Origin of the sequence: Bacillus sp. FSL L8-0099, from assembly GCF_038006385.1 — a bacterium.
Classification (GTDB): domain Bacteria; phylum Bacillota; class Bacilli; order Bacillales; family Bacillaceae_G; genus Bacillus_A; species Bacillus_A toyonensis.
This window is the reverse complement of the sequence record NZ_JBBOVC010000001.1, coordinates 4,149,874-4,169,488: the sequence shown is the minus strand read 5'-3', so window position 1 is coordinate 4,169,488 and position 19,615 is coordinate 4,149,874. Positions and strand designations below refer to the sequence as shown.

General features: G+C 37.1%; 20 protein-coding genes. 19 read left to right on the top strand and 1 reads right to left on the bottom strand.

The window, feature by feature from the left end; genetic code table 11:
- Nucleotides 1-47 precede the first annotated feature (47 nt).
- Complete coding sequence (locus tag MHH42_RS21065) at nt 48-776, top strand: glycerophosphodiester phosphodiesterase (RefSeq protein ID WP_340894042.1); 729 nt, start codon at nt 48-50, stop codon at nt 774-776.
- Between the two features lie 100 nt (nt 777-876).
- On the opposite strand, the gene MHH42_RS21060 is transcribed toward MHH42_RS21065, so the two are convergent.
- Nucleotides 877-1,110 (bottom strand): DUF2627 domain-containing protein, encoded by a 234-nt coding sequence (locus MHH42_RS21060; RefSeq protein WP_340894041.1) that lies wholly within the window; start codon nt 1,108-1,110, stop codon nt 877-879.
- A 137-nt stretch (nt 1,111-1,247) separates the two neighbouring features.
- Between MHH42_RS21060 and MHH42_RS21055 the strand changes: the two genes are divergently transcribed.
- The 18 genes from MHH42_RS21055 (at nt 1,248) to MHH42_RS20970 (ending at nt 19,550) form a co-directional block, all read left to right on the top strand.
- Nucleotides 1,248-3,320 (top strand): sigma-54 interaction domain-containing protein, encoded by a 2,073-nt coding sequence (locus MHH42_RS21055; protein WP_000811003.1) that lies wholly within the window; start codon nt 1,248-1,250, stop codon nt 3,318-3,320.
- 195 nt (nt 3,321-3,515) lie between these two features.
- Nucleotides 3,516-4,415, top strand: a complete 900-nt coding sequence (gene yqiS / locus MHH42_RS21050; protein ID WP_000763063.1) for a phosphate butyryltransferase — start codon at nt 3,516-3,518, stop codon at nt 4,413-4,415.
- A gap of 34 nt (nt 4,416-4,449) precedes the next feature.
- Nucleotides 4,450-5,550: a leucine dehydrogenase gene (locus MHH42_RS21045; protein WP_000171363.1), complete on the top strand. Its 1,101-nt coding sequence runs from the start codon at nt 4,450-4,452 to the stop codon at nt 5,548-5,550.
- 87 nt (nt 5,551-5,637) lie between these two features.
- The gene (buk, locus tag MHH42_RS21040; protein WP_000056190.1) at nt 5,638-6,741 is read left to right on the top strand and encodes a butyrate kinase; all 1,104 of its coding nucleotides are present in this window, start codon (nt 5,638-5,640) and stop codon (nt 6,739-6,741) included.
- A 4-nt stretch (nt 6,742-6,745) separates the two neighbouring features.
- Nucleotides 6,746-8,167: a dihydrolipoyl dehydrogenase gene (gene lpdA / locus MHH42_RS21035; protein ID WP_000090439.1), complete on the top strand. Its 1,422-nt coding sequence runs from the start codon at nt 6,746-6,748 to the stop codon at nt 8,165-8,167.
- A gap of 27 nt (nt 8,168-8,194) precedes the next feature.
- A complete protein-coding gene (gene bfmBAA, locus MHH42_RS21030; protein ID WP_000852549.1) occupies nt 8,195-9,196 on the top strand; it encodes a 3-methyl-2-oxobutanoate dehydrogenase subunit alpha in 1,002 nt (333 codons plus the stop codon).
- Nucleotides 9,197-9,209: 13 nt separating this feature from the next.
- The gene (gene bfmBAB, locus MHH42_RS21025) at nt 9,210-10,193 is read left to right on the top strand and encodes a 3-methyl-2-oxobutanoate dehydrogenase subunit beta (protein ID WP_000290072.1); all 984 of its coding nucleotides are present in this window, start codon (nt 9,210-9,212) and stop codon (nt 10,191-10,193) included.
- A 15-nt stretch (nt 10,194-10,208) separates the two neighbouring features.
- Nucleotides 10,209-11,522 (top strand): dihydrolipoamide acetyltransferase family protein, encoded by a 1,314-nt coding sequence (locus MHH42_RS21020; RefSeq protein ID WP_000257669.1) that lies wholly within the window; start codon nt 10,209-10,211, stop codon nt 11,520-11,522.
- Nucleotides 11,523-11,862: 340 nt separating this feature from the next.
- Nucleotides 11,863-13,041 carry an FtsW/RodA/SpoVE family cell cycle protein gene (locus MHH42_RS21015; protein ID WP_000831187.1) on the top strand — a complete coding sequence of 393 codons (1,179 nt, stop codon included), beginning with the start codon at nt 11,863-11,865 and terminating at the stop codon, nt 13,039-13,041.
- A 99-nt stretch (nt 13,042-13,140) separates the two neighbouring features.
- Nucleotides 13,141-13,845, top strand: a complete 705-nt coding sequence (locus MHH42_RS21010) for a DUF421 domain-containing protein (RefSeq protein ID WP_000550952.1) — start codon at nt 13,141-13,143, stop codon at nt 13,843-13,845.
- A 70-nt stretch (nt 13,846-13,915) separates the two neighbouring features.
- On the top strand, nt 13,916-14,380 hold the full coding sequence (locus MHH42_RS21005; protein WP_000542539.1) for an NUDIX hydrolase: 465 nt from the start codon (nt 13,916-13,918) through the stop codon (nt 14,378-14,380).
- Nucleotides 14,381-14,499: 119 nt separating this feature from the next.
- On the top strand, nt 14,500-14,907 hold the full coding sequence (locus tag MHH42_RS21000; protein ID WP_002044836.1) for a YjdF family protein: 408 nt from the start codon (nt 14,500-14,502) through the stop codon (nt 14,905-14,907).
- Between the two features lie 143 nt (nt 14,908-15,050).
- Nucleotides 15,051-15,464: a BrxA/BrxB family bacilliredoxin gene (locus tag MHH42_RS20995; RefSeq protein ID WP_171903030.1), complete on the top strand. Its 414-nt coding sequence runs from the start codon at nt 15,051-15,053 to the stop codon at nt 15,462-15,464.
- A 249-nt stretch (nt 15,465-15,713) separates the two neighbouring features.
- Nucleotides 15,714-16,493 (top strand): transporter substrate-binding domain-containing protein, encoded by a 780-nt coding sequence (locus tag MHH42_RS20990; RefSeq protein WP_000735467.1) that lies wholly within the window; start codon nt 15,714-15,716, stop codon nt 16,491-16,493.
- A 36-nt stretch (nt 16,494-16,529) separates the two neighbouring features.
- Nucleotides 16,530-17,189 (top strand): amino acid ABC transporter permease, encoded by a 660-nt coding sequence (locus MHH42_RS20985; RefSeq protein ID WP_001046918.1) that lies wholly within the window; start codon nt 16,530-16,532, stop codon nt 17,187-17,189.
- On the top strand, nt 17,182-17,904 hold the full coding sequence (locus tag MHH42_RS20980) for an amino acid ABC transporter ATP-binding protein (protein ID WP_000590222.1): 723 nt from the start codon (nt 17,182-17,184) through the stop codon (nt 17,902-17,904). The genes MHH42_RS20985 and MHH42_RS20980 overlap by 8 nt, the downstream gene beginning before the upstream one ends.
- Before the next feature lie 100 nt (nt 17,905-18,004).
- Nucleotides 18,005-18,973: an aromatic acid exporter family protein gene (locus MHH42_RS20975; protein ID WP_000472694.1), complete on the top strand. Its 969-nt coding sequence runs from the start codon at nt 18,005-18,007 to the stop codon at nt 18,971-18,973.
- Between the two features lie 16 nt (nt 18,974-18,989).
- The gene (locus tag MHH42_RS20970) at nt 18,990-19,550 is read left to right on the top strand and encodes a L,D-transpeptidase (protein ID WP_001146537.1); all 561 of its coding nucleotides are present in this window, start codon (nt 18,990-18,992) and stop codon (nt 19,548-19,550) included.
- The last annotated feature ends 65 nt before the right edge of the window (nt 19,551-19,615 follow it).

Below are 19,615 nucleotides of genomic sequence, written 5' to 3'. Positions count from 1 at the left end.
AGTACCTCCTTTTTCGTATAGTATAGCATAAGATTGGGGGAGTGAGGATGACTCTTATATTTGCACATCGTGGTGCAGCGGGAACGTATCCGGAAAATACAATGGTTTCATTTGAATCGGCGGAGGCTTTTAGAGCGGACGGAATTGAGCTTGATGTTCAACTAACGAAAGATGGAAAGGTTGTCGTCATTCATGATGAAACAGTGGATCGGACAACAAATGGAAAAGGTGCGGTTCGAAATTATTTATATGAGGATTTATGTAAGTTGGATGCGAGTTATAAATTCGGTGATAAAGTAGGTTTTTGTAAAATACCTCTTCTAGAAGAAGTATTAGAATGGCTCGCCAAAACGAAATTGCTACTCAATATTGAATTTAAAAATAATAAAATCCCATACAGAGGTTTAGAAGAAGAGGTTATAACACTTGTACGTAAGTTTAGTCTAGAAGATCGTGTTGTATTTTCTTCGTTTAATCACTACAGTATGAAAAAATGTCATATGATGGCTCCGGATATTCAAACAGCTATTTTATATCGTGAAGGTTTGCATAGTCCGTGGGCATATGCAAAAAAAATGGGCGCAACAGCAGTACATCCTAATTATCGTTACCTTCAAGATGCCATAGCTATACTAACAATGGAAAGTGGTGTAGAGGTTCGCCCCTATACAATAAATGAAGAAACTCTTATGCGTAAATATTTTGATATGAATATTTCGGCGATTATTACCGATTATCCTGAAACAGCAAGAACTTTATTGCCGATAAAAAAATGAGACCTAATATAAAGGTCTCATTTTTTATTTATCAAGCTCTTTGTTGTAGGACTCATCATCAGTTAGAAATGGACAAAACCCTAGTGATTAAAGTTTTACTTTATCTTCTAAAGCGAGCTTGAACTTTATTGCGTTTACGGTCTCGGTGTAAGACGAAGCCACCAAAGATGTAAAACCCGAGTGCGAAGCAGAGAGCGCCAATAAAAAACTGTAACCATAGTATAGAAATTGGGGGGAATGAAATCCCAAACACAGTATCTCTCATTAACTTAATGCCGAATACAGCTAATGAAATAGGGATGAGTGCTAATAATAGAGCAAGGTAACGCTGCATACATAACGCTCCTTTTCAGATTATTTAGTATATTCCAATGATGTTATATGAGAAGGGGGTTTGTCAAGAGGGGGCTGAGCGAGTAAGATAAAGGTGTGAAAAATTTTGCAGAGATACTTCGAGAGGAAGTGTAATGTATGAAACAAAAGGTTTTAATTGTTGGTGCAGGTGAAGGTGGAAGTACACTGCTGAATCTGTTACAAAGTTCGAATATATTTCAAATTATAGGAGTTATTGATATAAATCCGACTGCGCAAGGATTACAAATTGCTAAGGAAAATGGGATTGTGATTGGAGAGAGTGTAACTCCGTTTCTTTCTATGCATATCGATGTCATATTTGATATGACAGGTGACGATGGTTTACATAAAGTTTTACTAGAGAAAAAGCATAAAGATACTCTTCTCATTCCAGGTGATATTGCGAAAATTGTTACAAAATTAGCGCATGAGAAGGAAGGTTTAATTGGACAGTTAGAGGAACAGACGCAACAAGGAGAATTAATTTTAAATTCTACACATGACGGTATGATTGTAATTGATAAAGAGGGACAAGTCCGTCTTTTTAATAAAAGTGCAGAGCGTATTATCGGATATAAAAAAGAAGACGCGATAGGGAAATATATTTTAGAAGTTATTCCAACTAGTAAGCTACTTCGCATTATACGTACGAAACAAATAGAAGTAAATTATGAACTGACGTTAGAAAATGAAAAGAAAATTATTACAACACGTATTCCAATATTAAAAGAAGGAGGAGAGGTTCAAGGGGCATTTGCGATTTTTAAAGATATTACAGAAGTTGTAGATTTAGCGGAAGAAGTTACAGATTTAAAAGAAATTCAAACGTTACTCGAGGCAATTATCAACTCATCTGAAGAAGCAATTTCGGTTGTCGATGAGAAAGGAAGAGGATTAGTTATAAACCCTGCTTATACGAAGTTAACGGGTTTAACAGAAGAAGATATTCTTGGACAACCGGCTACAACTGATATTGTAGAAGGTGAAAGTATGCATATGAAAGTACTTCGAACGCGTAGGGCGGTACGCGGAATACATATGAAGATTGGGCAAAAGAAGCGCGATGTAATTGTAAACGTAGCACCCGTTATTGTTGATGGGATATTAAAAGGAAGCGTCGGTGTAATTCGTGACGTATCAGAAATTCAAAAGTTAACAAATGAGTTGAATAGAGCGAGACAGATTATTCGTACATTAGAAGCAAAATATTCATTTGATGATATTGTCGGAAATTCAGATGAAACAACTGCAGCTATCGAGCAGGCGAAACTTGGGGCGAATACACCGGCAACAGTATTGTTACGCGGAGAATCTGGGACGGGTAAAGAATTATTTGCACATGCGATCCATAATGGAAGTAATCGAAAATATAATAAATTCGTCCGTGTAAACTGTGCGGCGATTTCGGAGACGTTGTTAGAAAGTGAATTATTCGGTTATGAGGAGGGTGCGTTTTCTGGAGCGAAAAGAGGGGGGAAACGCGGATTCTTTGAGGAAGCGAATAACGGTAGTATCTTTTTAGATGAAATAGGTGAGTTGTCTGCAAATACGCAAGCGAAACTCCTTCGCGTGTTGCAAGAAAAAGAAATTGTAAAAGTTGGTGGAACGAAAGCGATACCCATTAATGTTCGGGTAATTGCAGCGACACATGTGAATTTAGAAAAGGCTATTCTAGAAGGAGAGTTTAGAGAGGATTTATATTATCGATTAAATAAAATTCCAATTCAAATTCCGTCTCTTCGTCAGCGAAAAGGAGATATACCGGCAATTGCTGAACGATTGATACAAAAAATAAACCAAGATTATGGTCGGAATGTAGAGGGGCTCACTGATTCGGCTATTTCCTATCTACAATCATATGAATGGCCAGGGAATGTAAGGGAACTTGAAAATATTTTAGGACGAGCGATTATCTTTATGAATTATAACGAGATATATATTGATGTACAGCATTTACCCCCTTTGCATAAAGAAGAGCAGGCGGAGTTAGCTCAAAATAACTTATTACCTGAATTAGAAGAAAAGCCACTTGAACATTTAGTGACAGAGTTTGAAGGGAATATTATTCGTGGATATCTAGAGAAATTTGATGGGAATAAAACGAAAACTGCAAAAGCATTAGGAATTTCAGTTCGAAATCTATATTACAAGCTAGAAAAGTGTGAGTGTGCAAAAAATAGCATGCAATAAATTGCGTACCGTGCAATTTATTGCGTGGTATATAAAAAGCGACAAATTAAGACAGAATGTTTCGTTATTTTGCAAAGTATTGATTTTACTGCATTTTGAATGCGTTTTCATTATTGGTAAGACCACTTTAAAAAGTTGGCACGGTATTTGCTTTATAAATAAACGAGGGACGACGGAAAGGGTTGATTACAAAATATGAAGTTAGAACACTTAATTGATCAAGCAGCAGGACAGCCTAAAAAAACTGTAGCTGTAGCAGTAGCTGAAGATCATGAAGTAATTGAAGCTGTAGCGAAAGCGATTAAATTACAGCTAGCTCAATTTCGTCTATATGGAAATCAAGAAAAAATAATGGGGATGCTACAAGAACATGGTTTACAAACTTCAGACCACATTGAAGTGATTGCAGCAGCGTCAAGTGCTGAGGCTGCAGAGCTTTCTGTTAAATCTGTGAGAAACGGTGAAGCAGATGTGCTTATGAAGGGCAACATCCCAACAGCGAATATTTTAAAGGCTGTGTTAAATAAAGAGTGGGGGTTACGTAAAGGTAGCGTGCTTTCACATGTAGCAGCATTTGAAGTTCCAAATTACGATCGTCTTATTTTCGTTACAGATGCAGCGATGAACATCGCACCTGATGTAACACAAAAAACTGCTATTATACAAAATACTGTAGAAGTTGCCCGGGCAATAGGAATCGAGTTGCCAAAAGTGGCACCAATTGCAGCAGTAGAGGTTGTGAATCCAGCGATGCAGGCGACAATTGATGCAGCGATGTTAACACAAATGAATCGCCGCGGACAAATTAAAAATTGTATCGTTGATGGACCACTTGCTTTAGATAATGCAGTATCACAAATCGCAGCAGAGCATAAAGGCATAGTAAGTGATGTAGCAGGTAAGGCAGACATTTTACTCGTCCCAACGATTGAAGCTGGAAATGTGCTCTATAAATCACTCGTTTACTTTGCAGATGCAAAAGTAGGAGCGATGATTGCTGGCGCAAAAGCACCGATAGTTTTAACATCTCGTGCTGATTCAGCAGAAACAAAAGTATATTCATTAGCATTGGCAGTTACGACTGCTTCAAAATAAACCAAAAAGGGTAAAACATTAGGGGGAAACGACAATGACATTAGAAATCTTCGAATACTTAGAAAAATATGATTATGAGCAAGTAGTATTTTGTCAAGATAAAGAATCAGGTTTAAAAGCAATTATTGCAATTCATGATACAACACTTGGACCGGCTCTTGGTGGAACAAGAATGTGGACATATGATTCTGAAGAAGCGGCGATTGAAGATGCATTGCGTCTTGCAAAAGGGATGACATACAAAAACGCAGCAGCTGGTTTAAACCTAGGTGGAGCGAAAACAGTAATTATCGGTGACCCACGTAAAGATAAGAGTGAAGCGATGTTCCGTGCATTAGGACGCTATATTCAAGGATTAAACGGACGTTACATTACAGCTGAAGATGTTGGTACTACAGTAGATGATATGGATATTATCCATGAAGAAACTGACTTTGTAACAGGTATTTCACCTTCATTCGGTTCTTCTGGAAACCCATCTCCAGTAACTGCATATGGTGTATACCGTGGTATGAAAGCAGCTGCGAAAGAAGCGTTCGGTACAGATAATCTAGAAGGAAAAGTAATTTCTGTTCAAGGTGTTGGTAACGTAGCATATCATCTATGCAAACATTTACACGCTGAAGGAGCAAAATTAATTGTTACAGATATTAATAAAGAAGCTGTACAACGTGCAGTAGAAGAATTCGGTGCAACAGCAGTTGAGCCAAATGAAATTTACGGTGTTGAATGTGATATTTACGCACCATGTGCATTAGGCGCAACAGTTAATGATGAAACTATTCCACAACTTAAAGCAAAAGTAATCGCGGGTTCTGCAAATAACCAATTAAAAGAAGATCGTCACGGCGACATCATTCATGAAATGGGTATTGTATACGCACCAGACTATGTAATTAATGCAGGTGGCGTAATTAACGTAGCAGACGAATTATATGGATATAATAGAGAACGTGCGCTAAAACGTGTTGAGTCAATTTATGACACAATTGCAAAAGTAATCGAAATTTCAAAACGCGATGGCATAGCAACTTATGTAGCAGCAGATCGTTTAGCTGAAGAGCGCATTGCAAGCTTGAAAAACTCTCGTAGCACATACTTACGCAACGGTCACGACATTATTAGCCGTCGCTAATCATTCATATATAACTTTTACAAAAGGTGTGGTTACCTCTTATGAGGTTTCCACGTCCTTTTGAATTTATTAGTGGAGGTAGCAACATTGTCCTTAAATCGAATTCTTGTTATTAACCCGGGTAGTACATCCACAAAAATTGGTGTTTTTGATAATGAAAGACCTGTTTTAGAAGAAACAATTCGTCATGATGAAGAAAAGATTGGGAAATATAAACGAATTATCGACCAATATGAGTTTCGAAAAGAAACAATATTAGAAGTTTTACATTCTCACGGTATTAACATTTCAAAATTGAACGCTGTTTGTGGGCGTGGTGGATTACTTCGTCCAATAGAAGGCGGAACATACACAGTAAACGATGCAATGTTAGAAGATTTGAAAAATGGATTTAGCGGTCATCACGCTTCAAATCTTGGAGGCATTTTAGCATATGAAATCGCTTCTGGATTAAATATTCCAGCATTCATTGTGGATCCTGTCGTTGTAGATGAAATGGAACCGATTGCTCGTATAAGCGGTATTGCTGGTATGGAACGTAAAAGTATTTTCCATGCATTAAACCAAAAAGCAGTTGCTCGTAAAGTGGCTGTAGAATTAAACCACAAATACGAGGATTTAAATTTATTAGTTACACATATGGGCGGCGGTATTACAGTTGGTGCTCATAAAAAAGGAAAAGTTATCGATGTTAATAATGGCTTAAACGGAGAAGGACCATTTAGTCCAGAGCGTGCTGGTACAGTACCAGTAGGACAATTAGTTGAGATGTGTTTCTCTGGTGAGTATTACCGAGACGAAATGGTTAAAAAACTTGTCGGACAAGGTGGACTTGTAAGTCTTATCGGTACAAATGATGCAATTAAAGTAGAACAAATGGTTGAAAAAGGCGATCCTGAAGCAACTCTTATTTATAAAGCAATGGCATATCAAGTTGCGAAAGAGATTGGCGGAGCTAGTGCTGTACTTCACGGAAAAATCGATGCAATCGTATTAACTGGTGGACTTGCATACAGTAAAATACTTGTTGATGAAATAAAAGAACGAGTGGATTGGATTGCAGATGTTATCGTACATCCAGGGGAAGATGAGTTAGAAGCGTTAGCAGAAGGAGCACTTCGTGTATTACGTGAAGAAGAAGCGCCGAAAGAGTATGTGGTAAGAGAAAAACAAACAGTAGCTAGGGGTTGAGATAATGGCAAGAGAATATGATTTAGTCATCGTTGGCGGCGGTACAGGTGGATATGTTGCTGCAATTCGCGCATCACAACTAGGATTAAAAACAGCACTTGTTGAAAAAGAAAATCTTGGTGGCACTTGTTTGCATAAAGGATGTATTCCTAGTAAAGCTCTTTTACGTAGTGCGGAAGTATACGCAACTGCTAAAAAAAGCGAAGAGTTCGGAGTTATTGCAAGTAATGTAGAACTAAACTTTGCAAAAGTACAAGAGCGTAAAGAGAAGATTGTAACGCAGCTTCATAAAGGTGTTCAACATTTAATGAAACAAGGTAAAATTGATGTGTTTGAAGGTATTGGCCGTATTCTTGGCCCGTCTATTTTTTCTCCGATGCCAGGGACAATTTCAGTTGAACTTGCAAGTGGAGAAGAGAATGAAATGTTAATTCCAAAAAATGTACTTGTTGCAACGGGTTCTCGTCCAAATTCATTACCAGGTTTAGAGTTAGACGGAGAGTATGTAATGTCTTCAGATCATGCCCTAAAAATGGAAACGCTTCCTAGTTCGATCATTATCGTTGGTGGCGGTGTAATTGGTATTGAGTGGGCATCTATGCTTGCTGACTTCGGTGTAGAAGTTACAGTGTTAGAGTATGCGAAAACGATTTTACCACTAGAAGATCAGGACGTTTCAAAAGAAATGCAACGTCTGTTCAAGAAAAAAGGTATTAAAGTGGTGACTGGTGCAAAAGTATTACCAGAAACATTGGTAAAAGATAATGGAGTAACAATTCAAGCTGAACATAACGGTGAGAATAAAGAATTTAAAGCAGAAAAAATGCTTGTATCTGTAGGAAGACAAGCCAATACGCAAAATATTGGTTTAGAGAATACGGATATCGTTGTGGAAAAAGGATACATTCAAACAAATGAGTTTTATCAAACGAAAGAATCTCATATTTACGCAATTGGAGATGTAATCGGTGGCTTACAACTTGCTCACGTTGCTTCTCACGAAGGAATTGTTGCAGTAGAACATATTGCAGGGAAAGAAGTTACGCCAATTGATTACTCTATGGTATCAAAATGCGTATATAGCAGTCCAGAAGTTGCTTCTGTCGGTTTAACAGAACAAGAAGCGAAAGAAAAAGGCTATAAGTTAAAAGTAGGTAAGTTCTCATTCCGCGCAATCGGAAAAGCGCTTGTATACGGAGAATCTGATGGTTTTGTAAAGCTTGTAGTTGATGAAGAAACAAATGACATTCTTGGTGTTCATATGATTGGACCACACGTAACAGATATGATTTCTGAAGCTGGTCTTGCAAGAGTACTTGATGCAACACCTTGGGAAGTAGCACATACAATTCATCCGCATCCATCATTATCTGAGGCGATTGGTGAAGCAGCACTTGCTGTAGATGGAAGAGCGTTACACGCATAAAAATGTGGATTTAGGAGGTTATGAAAAATGGCAGAAGTAAAAGAAAAGCGCCATGAAGAGCTTGGCTTAAGTGATGAGCAAGTATTAGAAATGTTCCGTACGATGTTACTTGCACGTAAAATTGACGAACGTATGTGGTTATTAAACCGTGCAGGTAAAATTCCATTCGTAATTTCTTGTCAAGGACAAGAGGCTGCACAAGTTGGAGCAGCGTTCGCTCTTGATAGAGAGAAAGATTATGCATTACCATACTACCGTGATATGGGTGTTGTACTAGCGTTTGGTATGACAGCTAAAGAGCTTATGTTGTCAGCTTTCGCGAAAGCTGGAGATCCAAACTCTGGTGGTCGTCAAATGCCTGGTCACTTCGGTCAAAAGAAAAATCGTATTGTGACAGGTTCATCTCCAGTAACAACACAAGTACCACATGCAGTTGGTATTGCGTTAGCTGGAAAAATGGAGAAGAAAGATTTAGTAACGTTCGTTACATTTGGAGAAGGTTCTTCAAACCAAGGTGACTTCCATGAAGGGGCAAACTTTGCTGGTGTACACAAACTACCTGTTATTTTCATGTGTGAAAATAACAAATATGCAATCTCTATTCCGGTTGAAAAACAATTAGCATGTAAAAACGTATCAGATCGTGCAATTGGTTACGGTATGCCTGGATATACAATAGACGGAAACGATCCGCTTGCAGTATATAAAGCTGTAAAAGAAGCAGCAGACCGCGGTCGACGTGGTGAAGGTCCAACTTTAATTGAAACAGTATCATATCGTTTAACAGCACATTCTAGTGACGATGATGATCGTGTTTATCGTGATAAAGAAGAAGTAGAAGAAGCAAAGAAAAAAGATTCAATTATAACATTTGCAGCTTATTTAAAAGAAGCTGGCGTGTTAACTGAGGAATTTGAAAAACAAATGTTAGACGAAATTATGCATATCGTAAATGAAGCAACAGAATATGCAGAAAATGCTCCGTATGCAGCACCTGAAGATGCATTGAAGCACGTATACGCAGAATAGGGGGGAACGTTTCATGGCTGTAATGTCTTATATTGATGCTATTACATTAGCAATGCGCGAAGAAATGGAACGCGATGAGAAAGTATTCGTTTTAGGAGAAGATGTTGGTAAAAAAGGTGGCGTGTTTAAAGCGACACACGGTTTATACGATCAATTTGGTGAAGATCGTGCACTTGATGCACCGCTTGCAGAATCTGCAATTGCTGGGGTAGCAATTGGTGCGGCAATGTATGGTATGCGCCCAATCGCTGAAATGCAGTTTGCTGATTTCATCATGCCAGCAGTAAACCAAATTGTTTCTGAGGCAGCAAAAATTCGTTATCGTTCTAACAACGATTGGACTTGTCCAGTTACAATTCGTGCGCCATTTGGCGGGGGGGTTCACGGTGCATTGTATCATTCACAATCTGTAGAAGCGATGTTTGCAAACCAACCAGGTTTAAAAATTGTTATCCCTTCTACACCATATGATGCAAAAGGCTTATTAAAAGCTGCAATTCGTGATGAAGATCCGGTACTATTCTTTGAGCATAAGCGTGCCTATCGCTTAATTAAAGGTGAAGTGCCAGAAGATGACTACGTATTACCAATCGGAAAAGCAGATGTAAAACGTGAAGGTGATGATATTACTGTTATCACTTACGGATTATGTGTTCACTTTGCTCTTCAAGCAGCTGAGAAGTTAGCGCAAGATGGCATTTCTGCACACATTCTTGATTTACGTACTGTGTATCCATTAGATAAAGAAGCAATCATAGAAGCTGCTTCTAAAACAGGTAAAGTTCTTCTTGTAACAGAAGATAATAAAGAAGGAAGCATTATGAGTGAAGTGGCGGCAATTATCGCTGAAAATTGTCTGTTTGATTTAGATGCACCAGTTGCACGTCTTGCAGGCCCAGATGTTCCAGCAATGCCATATGCACCAACAATGGAAAAATTCTTTATGGTAAATCCAGATAAAGTTGAAAAAGCAATGCGTGAACTTGCGGAATTTTAATCGGGGGGACTATACATGGCTGTAGAAAATATTACAATGCCTCAGCTCGGGGAGAGCGTTACAGAGGGCACAATTAGTAAATGGCTCGTTAATGTTGGCGATCACGTAAATAAGTATGATCCGCTTGCAGAAGTAATGACTGACAAAGTAAATGCAGAAGTACCATCTTCTTTCACTGGTATTGTGAAAGAGTTAATCGCTGGTGAAGGTGATACGTTAGCTGTAGGTGAAGTAGTTTGTGTCATTCAAGTAGAAGGCGCGGATGAAGTAGCAGCAACAGCTGTAGAAGAAAAAACAAAAGAAGAACCAAAGGCAGAAGTAACTACGCCTGAAAAAGCGCCGAAAGTAAAACAACCAACTGATGGAAAACCACGTTTTTCACCAGCGGTATTAAAACTTGCGGGCGAGCATAACGTTGATTTAGATTTAGTAGAAGGTACGGGAGCAAATGGTCGTATCACTCGTAAAGATATTTTAAAACTAGTGGAATCTGGAAACATTCCGCAAGTAGGTGCGAAAAAAGAGGAAGCTGTAGCAGTAGTAGAAGCGCGCCCAGAAGCATCAAAAGCAGCGCCAGTAGCGCAAAAAGTAGAAGCTGCGAAACCAGTTTCTGTACCGACAATGCCTGGCGATATCGAAATTCCAGTAACAGGTGTGCGTAAAGCAATTGCAGCGAATATGTTACGTAGTAAACATGAGGCGCCACACGCTTGGATGATGATTGAAGTAGATGTGACAAACCTTGTGTCATACCGTAATTCAATTAAAGGTGACTTTAAGAAGCGCGAAGGCTTTAACTTAACGTTCTTTGCTTTCTTCGTAAAAGCAGTAGCACAAGCGTTAAAAGAGTATCCTCAAATCAATTCTATGTGGGCTGGCGATAAAATCGTTCAGAAGAAAGATATTAACCTTTCTATCGCTGTTGCAACAGAGGAAGAACTATTTGTACCAGTAATTAAACACGCGGATGAGAAGACGATTAAAGGTATCGCTCGTGAAATTACAGAGCTTGCAGGAAAAGTACGTACGAAATCGTTAAAAGCGGACGAAATGCAAGGTGGAACATTTACAATTAATAACACAGGATCATTTGGTTCTGTTCAATCTATGGGTATTATTAATTACCCTCAAGCGGCTATTTTACAAGTTGAATCAATTGTAAAACGCCCAGTAATTATGGATAACGGTATGTTCGGTGCTCGTGACATGGTTAACTTATGTTTATCACTTGATCACCGTGTACTAGATGGCTTAATTTGTGGTAAGTTCTTAGGACGTGTAAAAGAAATTTTAGAAAATACGTCAGAAAATAATACATCTGTATATTAATAAAAAGCTCGCTTATGCGAGCTTTTTATCATCTTATTTCTTCATCTACAACCTACTATATGTATAATATCTTTCCCAGTAATCTTACAATGAACGATTATGTATTAGGAATTTATGAAAATACATTGCTGATATATGGTATATGGATATAAAATAAGAAAAGAATAATTTTTTTGGCAAATCTTACTGACGAAACTGTAGTATAATATATTGTATTGTATGAAAAAGAGAGTTATTCTATATAAGTGTTTTATAGATAATGTGTAATCAGTCGTCAAAACATGAAGAATGTTGACTCCTGGTTTTTTATTTTGCTGTAACAATGTTTCAGGAGGATGTCATGAAAAGAAGTACCGAGTTTCTAAAAAGTTTAGATGTAAAATTAATTTTAATTTTGTGTGCACTATGTGTTACGAGTATAGCTGCTATATATAGCAGTCAGCAAACTGGCCAATATGGAGAGGCAAACTTTGCGATGAAACAGGGTTTGAACTACATAATTGGGGTTGTATTGTTATTGCTTGTTGCAAGCATTGACCTAGATCAATTACAAAAATTGTCTTGGCCACTTTATATCGTTGGATTTGCTTCACTTATTCTTTTGAAAATACTACCAGTTTCCACTTTCACACCTGAAAAATTAGGTGCAAAAAGATGGTTTGTATTTCCGCTAGTTGGACAAATTCAGCCGTCTGAGTTTTTCAAAATTTCATTGCTTCTCGTAGTAGCAAGTATAGCAGTGAAACATAATGCACAGTATATGGCAAGGACATTCCAAACGGACTTAAAATTAGTAGGTAAAATTGTGCTAGTATCCCTCCCGCCTATGGCTGTTGTATATAGCCAACCGGATACAGGGATGGTGTTCTTATATGCTGCTGCCATTGCATGTATTTTATTTATGTCAGGTATTCAGAAGAAATTGATAGCGTTATGTACAGTTATTCCAGTCACCATATTAACTACGTTAATATTTATTTACGTAAGGTATGAGGATTTCTTCTTTAATAAGTTAGTTACTTTACTAAAACCTCACCAACAATCACGTATTTTAGGTTGGTTAGATCCATTTGAACATACAGATCAAGGTTATCAAACGCAGCAATCGATTTTAGCTGTAGGTAGTGGCGGTATGGAAGGGAAAGGATTTGGCGAAGGGAACGTCTATATCCCTGAGAAGCATACTGACTTTATTTTCGCTACAATTGCCGAAGAAGGTGGATTTATCGTAGCAGCGTTAGTTGTGTTCTTGTTCCTATTACTACTATATAGAACAATTATTATTGGTTATTCTGCTGATAATTTATTCGGTACATTATTATGTGCTGGATCAATTGGGATATTAACGGTTCAAATATTCCAAAACATCGGTATGATCGTTGGATTAATGCCTGTAAAAGGGATTGCATTGCCTTTCTTATCGTATGGGGGAAGTTCCTTGTTCTCGAATATGATTATGATGGGTCTCATATTATCGGTACGGAAAACGTATAAAAAATATATGTTTTCAGTTAAGTAAAAAAGCTAGTTCGTGTAAAAACGAACTAGCTTTTTTACATATATGCTCTTAAACGTTGCAAACTAAAACAGACTAGCAGTTTGAGATGGGGTGCGAATGATGCATATGCATATTTTTGAAGGGGCACGGCACCTTTCAAATATGGAATGGGTTGTACGGGCTATAATAGCATACGTATTTTTAATATTAGTTACGAAAGCGATGGGGCAAAGATCTATCGCACAACTTCGTTTTTTAGATGTTGTATTAGTGCTATTGCTTGGTGGGAATATTTCTAACGCATTGTCTGATGAAAAAGTAGGGTTACTCGGTTCGATGATTACAACGTTCATACTCGTTGTACTTCATATTATAAGCTCAGTTTTAATGCTGAAATGGGATAGATGGAGACGTTTTTTAGAGCCAGCACCTATCATTCTTATACACAATGGTTCCATTGATTTTAGCAATTTGAAAAAAGCGAGAATTACCGTGGAATATTTATTTTCGGAACTTCGTATGCGAAATGTGAGCGATATTCAAACAATCAAATTAGCATTATGGGAAGCGAACGGTGTCGTTTCTATATTTAGATATCCAGAATATGAAGCAGTTTCGCGACTTGATCTTAAAGTGGCGGGAAAAAAATCTCCAGTTTCTTTTGTATTAGTAAAGGATGGGAGGATTCAGAAAGATGTTCTTGCTTTATTAGGAAAAACAGAAGCGTGGGCGAGAGAATTTCTAGAGGAGAGTACAGAAGTCGAATCTATTATGTTAGCTACAGTAGATGAAGCACATAAAATAAATATTTTGTTAAAAAAATGAAAAATATACGCATTTTGTCGTTTCATACATATGATACAATAGTGTGGACAACGAAAAAGGAGGCGATACGATGGGATATGTAGAAGAATTACGAAAAATAGTTGGTCATCGCCCTTTAATTTTAGTTGGTGCTGTTGTACTCGTTATAAATGAACATGGAGATGTATTATTGCAACAACGAACAGAACCGTATGGAAAATGGGGGCTGCCTGGCGGGCTCATGGAGCTTGGTGAATCACCAGAAGAAACAGCTTACCGTGAAGTATATGAAGAGACAGGTATAGAAGTAAAGAACTTACGATTAATCAATGTGTTTTCTGGAGCGAACTACTTTACAAAATTAGCAAACGGTGATGAATTTCAATCTGTAACGACAGCCTATTATACGGATGAATACGAAGGACATTTTGTTATGAATAAAGAAGAGGCGGTTCAGCTTAAATTCTTTCCAGTAACGGAGCTACCTGACTATATTGTTGGATCGCATAAAAAAATGATTGTTGAATATATGAAAATTATGGAAATGAATATATAATAATGAAAGAAATATAAAAACACAGCTCTGGTCGGTAGTCCAGACGCATGATTTCATGTCAGTAACCTTCCCCTCCGGGATGTCCAATATTTCTAATTTTATTAAAGGAGGGGCTGTCAATGGATTTGACAGTATATCACGACGGTCAATTTTTTGTAGGAATTATTACGCATAAAGAAAAAGGGAAATTGTATGGAGCGAGGTATATTTTTGGAATGGAACCTTCAGACGAGGAAGTACTTATATTTGTGAATGGTCCAATGTTAGCATATTTCCAGCACGTTGCAAAATGTGGTGTGGACGTTAAAGAAAAACAGCGTCCAAAAAATATAAAACGTATCATACGAGAAGCGGCAAAAGAAGTAAATGTAAAACGTTTTACAAAGGCACAAGAAGCAATTAGTTTATCTTATGAACTGCATAAACAAGAACAGAAAGTGCAATCTAAAGAGAAACGGGAAGCTGAAAAGCAGAGAAAACGTTTTATAAAAGTACAAAAAGCAAAGCAAAAACATCGTGGTCATTGAGAAAAGGTGTTAGAGCAAGAGCTCTAACACCTTTTCTATGCTTAAATACAAGTAAACTTACTTGTATTTCATAAACATTAACTGGTAAGATACAAATAGGTAGATTTAGAGGAGGGAAAAGATTGATTAATTTTAACTTTTTTATGAATGATGTTGTTCGTCAAGCGCGTGAAGAGATCGTTTCTGCTGGATATACAGAATTAACGACACCAGAAGCAGTTGAAGAAGCGTTTAAAAGAAATGGTACAACACTTGTAATGGTAAACTCTGTATGTGGTTGTGCAGGTGGTATTGCTCGCCCTGCTGCTGCGCATTCCGTACATTATGATAAACGTCCTAACCATCTTGTAACGGTGTTTGCAGGTCAAGATAAAGAAGCAACAGCAAGAGCTCGTGAATATTTTGAAGGGTATCCACCTTCTTCTCCATCATTTGCTTTATTAAAAGATGGAAAAATTGTAACGATGGTAGAACGTCATGAAATTGAAGGTCATGAACCGATGCAAGTTATTGCGAAATTACAATCGTATTTTGAAAAGAATTGTGAAGAACTATAAATAAGTGAAAAGGCGGTACGCCCACGATTAAGTGGGTGTACCGCTTTTTTTATTAATTATACAAAACGATGGAATATACATCATCTTGTTTTGTTATGCAGTTTTTTATGCATTGAGAATGCGTTATTTAATGTTATTTTATTTATTTTTATTTTATATATTGCATAAAAATAAAACTGCTGATACAATACAAATATCGAATAAATATTCTATTAAACTTTTAAATATACATTATTAGGGGGAAGAAAGATGAAGAAGTTATTATCGATATCGTTTGCACTTATTTTAATTGTAAGTATGTTTAGTGCGTGTAGTAATGGGGACGTAAAAGAAGAAAACGGAAATAAGAAAGTACTTGTAATGGGAACTTCAGCAGACTATAAACCTTATGAATATGTAGAAGCTTCAAAGAGTGATGAAATTATTGGCTTTGACATTGATATTGCAAAGTATATCGGAAAAGAACTTGGGTATGAAGTGAAAGTGAAAGATATGGATTTTGGTGGTTTATTAGCGTCTCTTAGCTCAGGAAAAGTTGATTTTGTAATGGCAGGTATGACGCCAACGGCAGAGCGTAAAAATAATGTAGATTTTACAGATATATATTTTGTTGCGAAAAACATGATTGTTTCTAAAAAGGATTCTAACATTAAATCAGTAGAAGATTTAAAAGGGAAAAAAGTAGGGGTACAAACAGGATCTATTCAAGAAGAGAAGGCGGCGGAATTTAAAAAACAAGTTGATTTCAAAGCTGAGGGACGTGACCGTATACCAGAAATTGTACAAGAAATTAAAGCGGGTCGTTTTGATGCGGCGATTTTAGAAGATACAGTAGCGAAAAATTATTTAGAGAAAATGAAAGATTTACAAGGAATTGAAATTAAAGAAGCGCCAGAAGAAGTAGGAGCAGCAATTGCCCTTCCGAAAAACAGTGATAAAACAGCTGAATTTAATAAAGTGATTAAAAAAATGCAAGAAAACGGAGAAATGGATAAATTAGTGAAGAAGTGGTTTGGCAGCGGAAAATAAGCTGCCTTTCACTTTTCTGTGAAGGGAATGAAAAGAATGAACTTGGATTTTTCGGCGATTACGCCTTCGATACCGTATATATTAAAAGGGCTAGAAGTTACTTTGAAAATTGTAGCAGTATCAGCTTTAGCAGGATTTATTTTAGGAACGTTATTAGCACTTTGTAAGATTGCTAGAATACGAGCATTAAATATAGCGGCAGATCTTTATACATCAATTTTCCGTGGTACACCACTTGTATTGCAATTAATGATTATTTATTTTGGTGTCCCGCAAATAATTGGTTATGAGATACCGGCCTTTTTAGCGGCTGTACTAGCATTTAGTTTGAATTCAGGTGCATATATGTCAGAAGTCATCCGTGCCGGCATTCAAGCGGTTGATAAAGGACAAACTGAAGCAGCGATGGCTTTAGGAATTCCATATGGAAAAATGATGCGAAATATTATTTTTCCCCAAGCTTTAAAAAATATATTACCGGCACTTGTAAACGAGTTTGCGACGCTTACGAAAGAGTCGGCTGTAGTCACAGTAATAGGTGCGACGGATTTAATGCGCCGCGCTTACATTGTAGGCGGTGAAACGTTTAAATATCTTGAGCCGCTACTATTTGTTGGTCTGATCTACTATACGCTAGTCATTATTCTTACATTAGTCGGGAAGGCAATTGAAGGGAGAATGAAAAAAAGTGATTAAAATTGAAAACCTTCATAAATCATTCGGGAAAAACGAAGTATTAAAAGGCATTACAACAACGATTGAAAAAGGGGAAGTAGTTGCAATTATCGGACCGTCCGGATCAGGGAAATCAACATTTTTACGCTGTATGAATGTGTTAGAAGCACCGACAAATGGTCGCATTTGGATTGGAACGGAAGAAGTAACGAATCCGAAAACGAATATAATGCACGTTCGTGAAAATGTAGGAATGGTATTTCAGCATTTTCACCTATTCCCTCATATGACTGTATTAGAAAATATTACGTATGCTCCTATCAATGTAAAAGGAGTAACGAAACAAGAGGCTGAAAAGAAAGCCGAGAAACTTTTAGAAAAAGTAGGCTTGTTAAATAAAAAAGATACGTATCCGAATCGCCTTTCAGGGGGACAAAAGCAACGTGTAGCGATAGCGAGAGCTTTAGCGATGGAACCGGAAGTTATGCTGTTCGATGAACCAACATCAGCGCTAGACCCAGAGATGGTGAAAGAAGTGCTAGAAGTTATGAAATCATTGGTAACGACAGGAATGACGATGGCGATTGTTACGCATGAAATGGGATTTGCAAAAGAGGTGGCAGATCGCGTTCTTTTCTTAGACGGAGGAAACCTTGTAGAAGACAGTCCGCCAGCACAATTTTTTGCAGCACCAAAAAGTGAACGTGCGCAACAATTTTTACAAAAAATATTGTAATATGAAAAGGTTATGTGAATAATAAGTAGAAAAGGATGACATTGTGTCATCCTTTTTTTATACTAACTGTAAATACGTTTATACATATAGGAGTAATGATATGTTTAAAATTGGATACCGTACAGTAAAAACAGCAATAGGGACAGGAGCGGCAGTTTTTATTGCTCAGTTATTAGGGTTAGAATTTTATAGTTCAGCAGGTATTTTAGTTATATTATGTGTACAAAATACGAAGCGTAAATCACTTCAAGTATCGGTACATCGATTTTTAGCTTGTGTATTATCAATGGTATTCGCATTTTGCATTTTTGAAACAATTGGCTATACCCCACTTGCAATTAGCGTATTATTACTTACATTTATTCCGACTGCAGTTATGTTGAAAATTCAAGAAGGCATCGTCACGAGTTCAGTTATTGTTATGCATCTATATTCATTGAAACACATTACATGGCTTATAGTTGGAAATGAAATTGCTATATTAACGATAGGAATTAGTGTGGCGTTATTAGTGAACATGTATATGCCAAGTAGTGAAAATAAGCTAAGAGAGTATCGGAATAAAATAGAAAGTAATTTTAAAACGATATTGTTTGAAATGGTTGTGTATTTACGAAATCGAGAAAGTAGTTGGAGCGGGGCAGAACTCATTGAAACCGAGAATATGCTAAATGAAGCAAGAGATTTATCTTTTAAGAAGCTTGAGAATGCATTTATGCGCGAAGATGATTATTACTATCGTTACTTTAATATGCGCATGCAACAATTCGAAATTTTAGAGCGAATGATACCATTGGCAGCCTCTTTATCGTGGACATATGAACAAGCTGATATGATTGCCGATGTTGTTGAAAATATTGGGAATGCAATTAGCCCTGAAAGTACAGGTGTTATTTCCTTAAGGCAGCTTCAAGAAATGAGAGAATTGTTTAGAGAAATGCCGTTACCAGTCACACGTGAAGAATTTGAAATACGTGCAAAACTTGTTCAACTTGTATATGAAATGGAGCAATATTTACTCATTAAAAGTCGCTTTAAGGGAAAGGATAATATAAAAGAACTTATATAGAAGGTAGGAATTATTTATGCCGTATCTTCTCTCTTTCATATTATGTCTTTCTTTATCGCCGATTTGGCCTCTTGGTGATAATCCACGTGCCGGAGATCCTTTCATTATTGTAAATAAAGCGACGAATAAACTAGCTTACATTGACGATGGGAAAATTCAAAAGATTTTTCCCGTAGCGACAGGAAAAACGAATGAATTAACCCCAGAAGGAACTTTTGATATTGTAATGAAAGCGAAGGATCCGTACTATATTGCAAAAGATATTCCAGGTGGTTCACCAAAAAATCCACTTGGATCAAGGTGGATTGGGTTTAATGCAAGAGGAACTGATGGGAGTAAATATGGAATACATGGAACAAACCAACCAAGTTCAATTGGAAAGTATATTTCACAAGGATGTATAAGAATGAAGAAAAACGATGTGGAATATTTATTTGATCGCATTCCAATTGGAACAAAAGTGTGGATTGTGAAGTCGAAAAAAACATTTCAGCAATTGGCAAAAGAAAAAGGTGCCATTGCATATGAAAAAGCCAACGCAAAGGTTGGCTTTTTCTTTTATCATAAGTTGTCTTGACATGTGTACATAACCATGCGTTAATGAAAATATAGAAAGATAAAGTGAAACTTTAATCAGTGCGA

Coding starts and splice junctions, on each gene's coding strand:
- MHH42_RS20975 (WP_000472694.1), top strand. CDS start 18,005: ATGTTTAAAATTGGATACCGTACAGTAAAAACAGCAATAGGGACAGGA.
- MHH42_RS21010 (WP_000550952.1), top strand. CDS start 13,141: ATGCATATGCATATTTTTGAAGGGGCACGGCACCTTTCAAATATGGAA.
- MHH42_RS21020 (WP_000257669.1), top strand. CDS start 10,209: ATGGCTGTAGAAAATATTACAATGCCTCAGCTCGGGGAGAGCGTTACA.
- bfmBAB (WP_000290072.1), top strand. CDS start 9,210: ATGGCTGTAATGTCTTATATTGATGCTATTACATTAGCAATGCGCGAA.
- bfmBAA (WP_000852549.1), top strand. CDS start 8,195: ATGGCAGAAGTAAAAGAAAAGCGCCATGAAGAGCTTGGCTTAAGTGAT.
- MHH42_RS21000 (WP_002044836.1), top strand. CDS start 14,500: ATGGATTTGACAGTATATCACGACGGTCAATTTTTTGTAGGAATTATT.
- lpdA (WP_000090439.1), top strand. CDS start 6,746: ATGGCAAGAGAATATGATTTAGTCATCGTTGGCGGCGGTACAGGTGGA.
- MHH42_RS21060 (WP_340894041.1), bottom strand. CDS start 1,110: ATGCAGCGTTACCTTGCTCTATTATTAGCACTCATCCCTATTTCATTA.
- MHH42_RS21055 (WP_000811003.1), top strand. CDS start 1,248: ATGAAACAAAAGGTTTTAATTGTTGGTGCAGGTGAAGGTGGAAGTACA.
- MHH42_RS20995 (WP_171903030.1), top strand. CDS start 15,051: ATGAATGATGTTGTTCGTCAAGCGCGTGAAGAGATCGTTTCTGCTGGA.
- MHH42_RS21015 (WP_000831187.1), top strand. CDS start 11,863: ATGAAAAGAAGTACCGAGTTTCTAAAAAGTTTAGATGTAAAATTAATT.
- MHH42_RS20990 (WP_000735467.1), top strand. CDS start 15,714: ATGAAGAAGTTATTATCGATATCGTTTGCACTTATTTTAATTGTAAGT.
- yqiS (WP_000763063.1), top strand. CDS start 3,516: ATGAAGTTAGAACACTTAATTGATCAAGCAGCAGGACAGCCTAAAAAA.
- MHH42_RS20970 (WP_001146537.1), top strand. CDS start 18,990: ATGCCGTATCTTCTCTCTTTCATATTATGTCTTTCTTTATCGCCGATT.
- MHH42_RS21045 (WP_000171363.1), top strand. CDS start 4,450: ATGACATTAGAAATCTTCGAATACTTAGAAAAATATGATTATGAGCAA.
- MHH42_RS20985 (WP_001046918.1), top strand. CDS start 16,530: ATGAACTTGGATTTTTCGGCGATTACGCCTTCGATACCGTATATATTA.
- MHH42_RS21005 (WP_000542539.1), top strand. CDS start 13,916: ATGGGATATGTAGAAGAATTACGAAAAATAGTTGGTCATCGCCCTTTA.
- MHH42_RS21065 (WP_340894042.1), top strand. CDS start 48: ATGACTCTTATATTTGCACATCGTGGTGCAGCGGGAACGTATCCGGAA.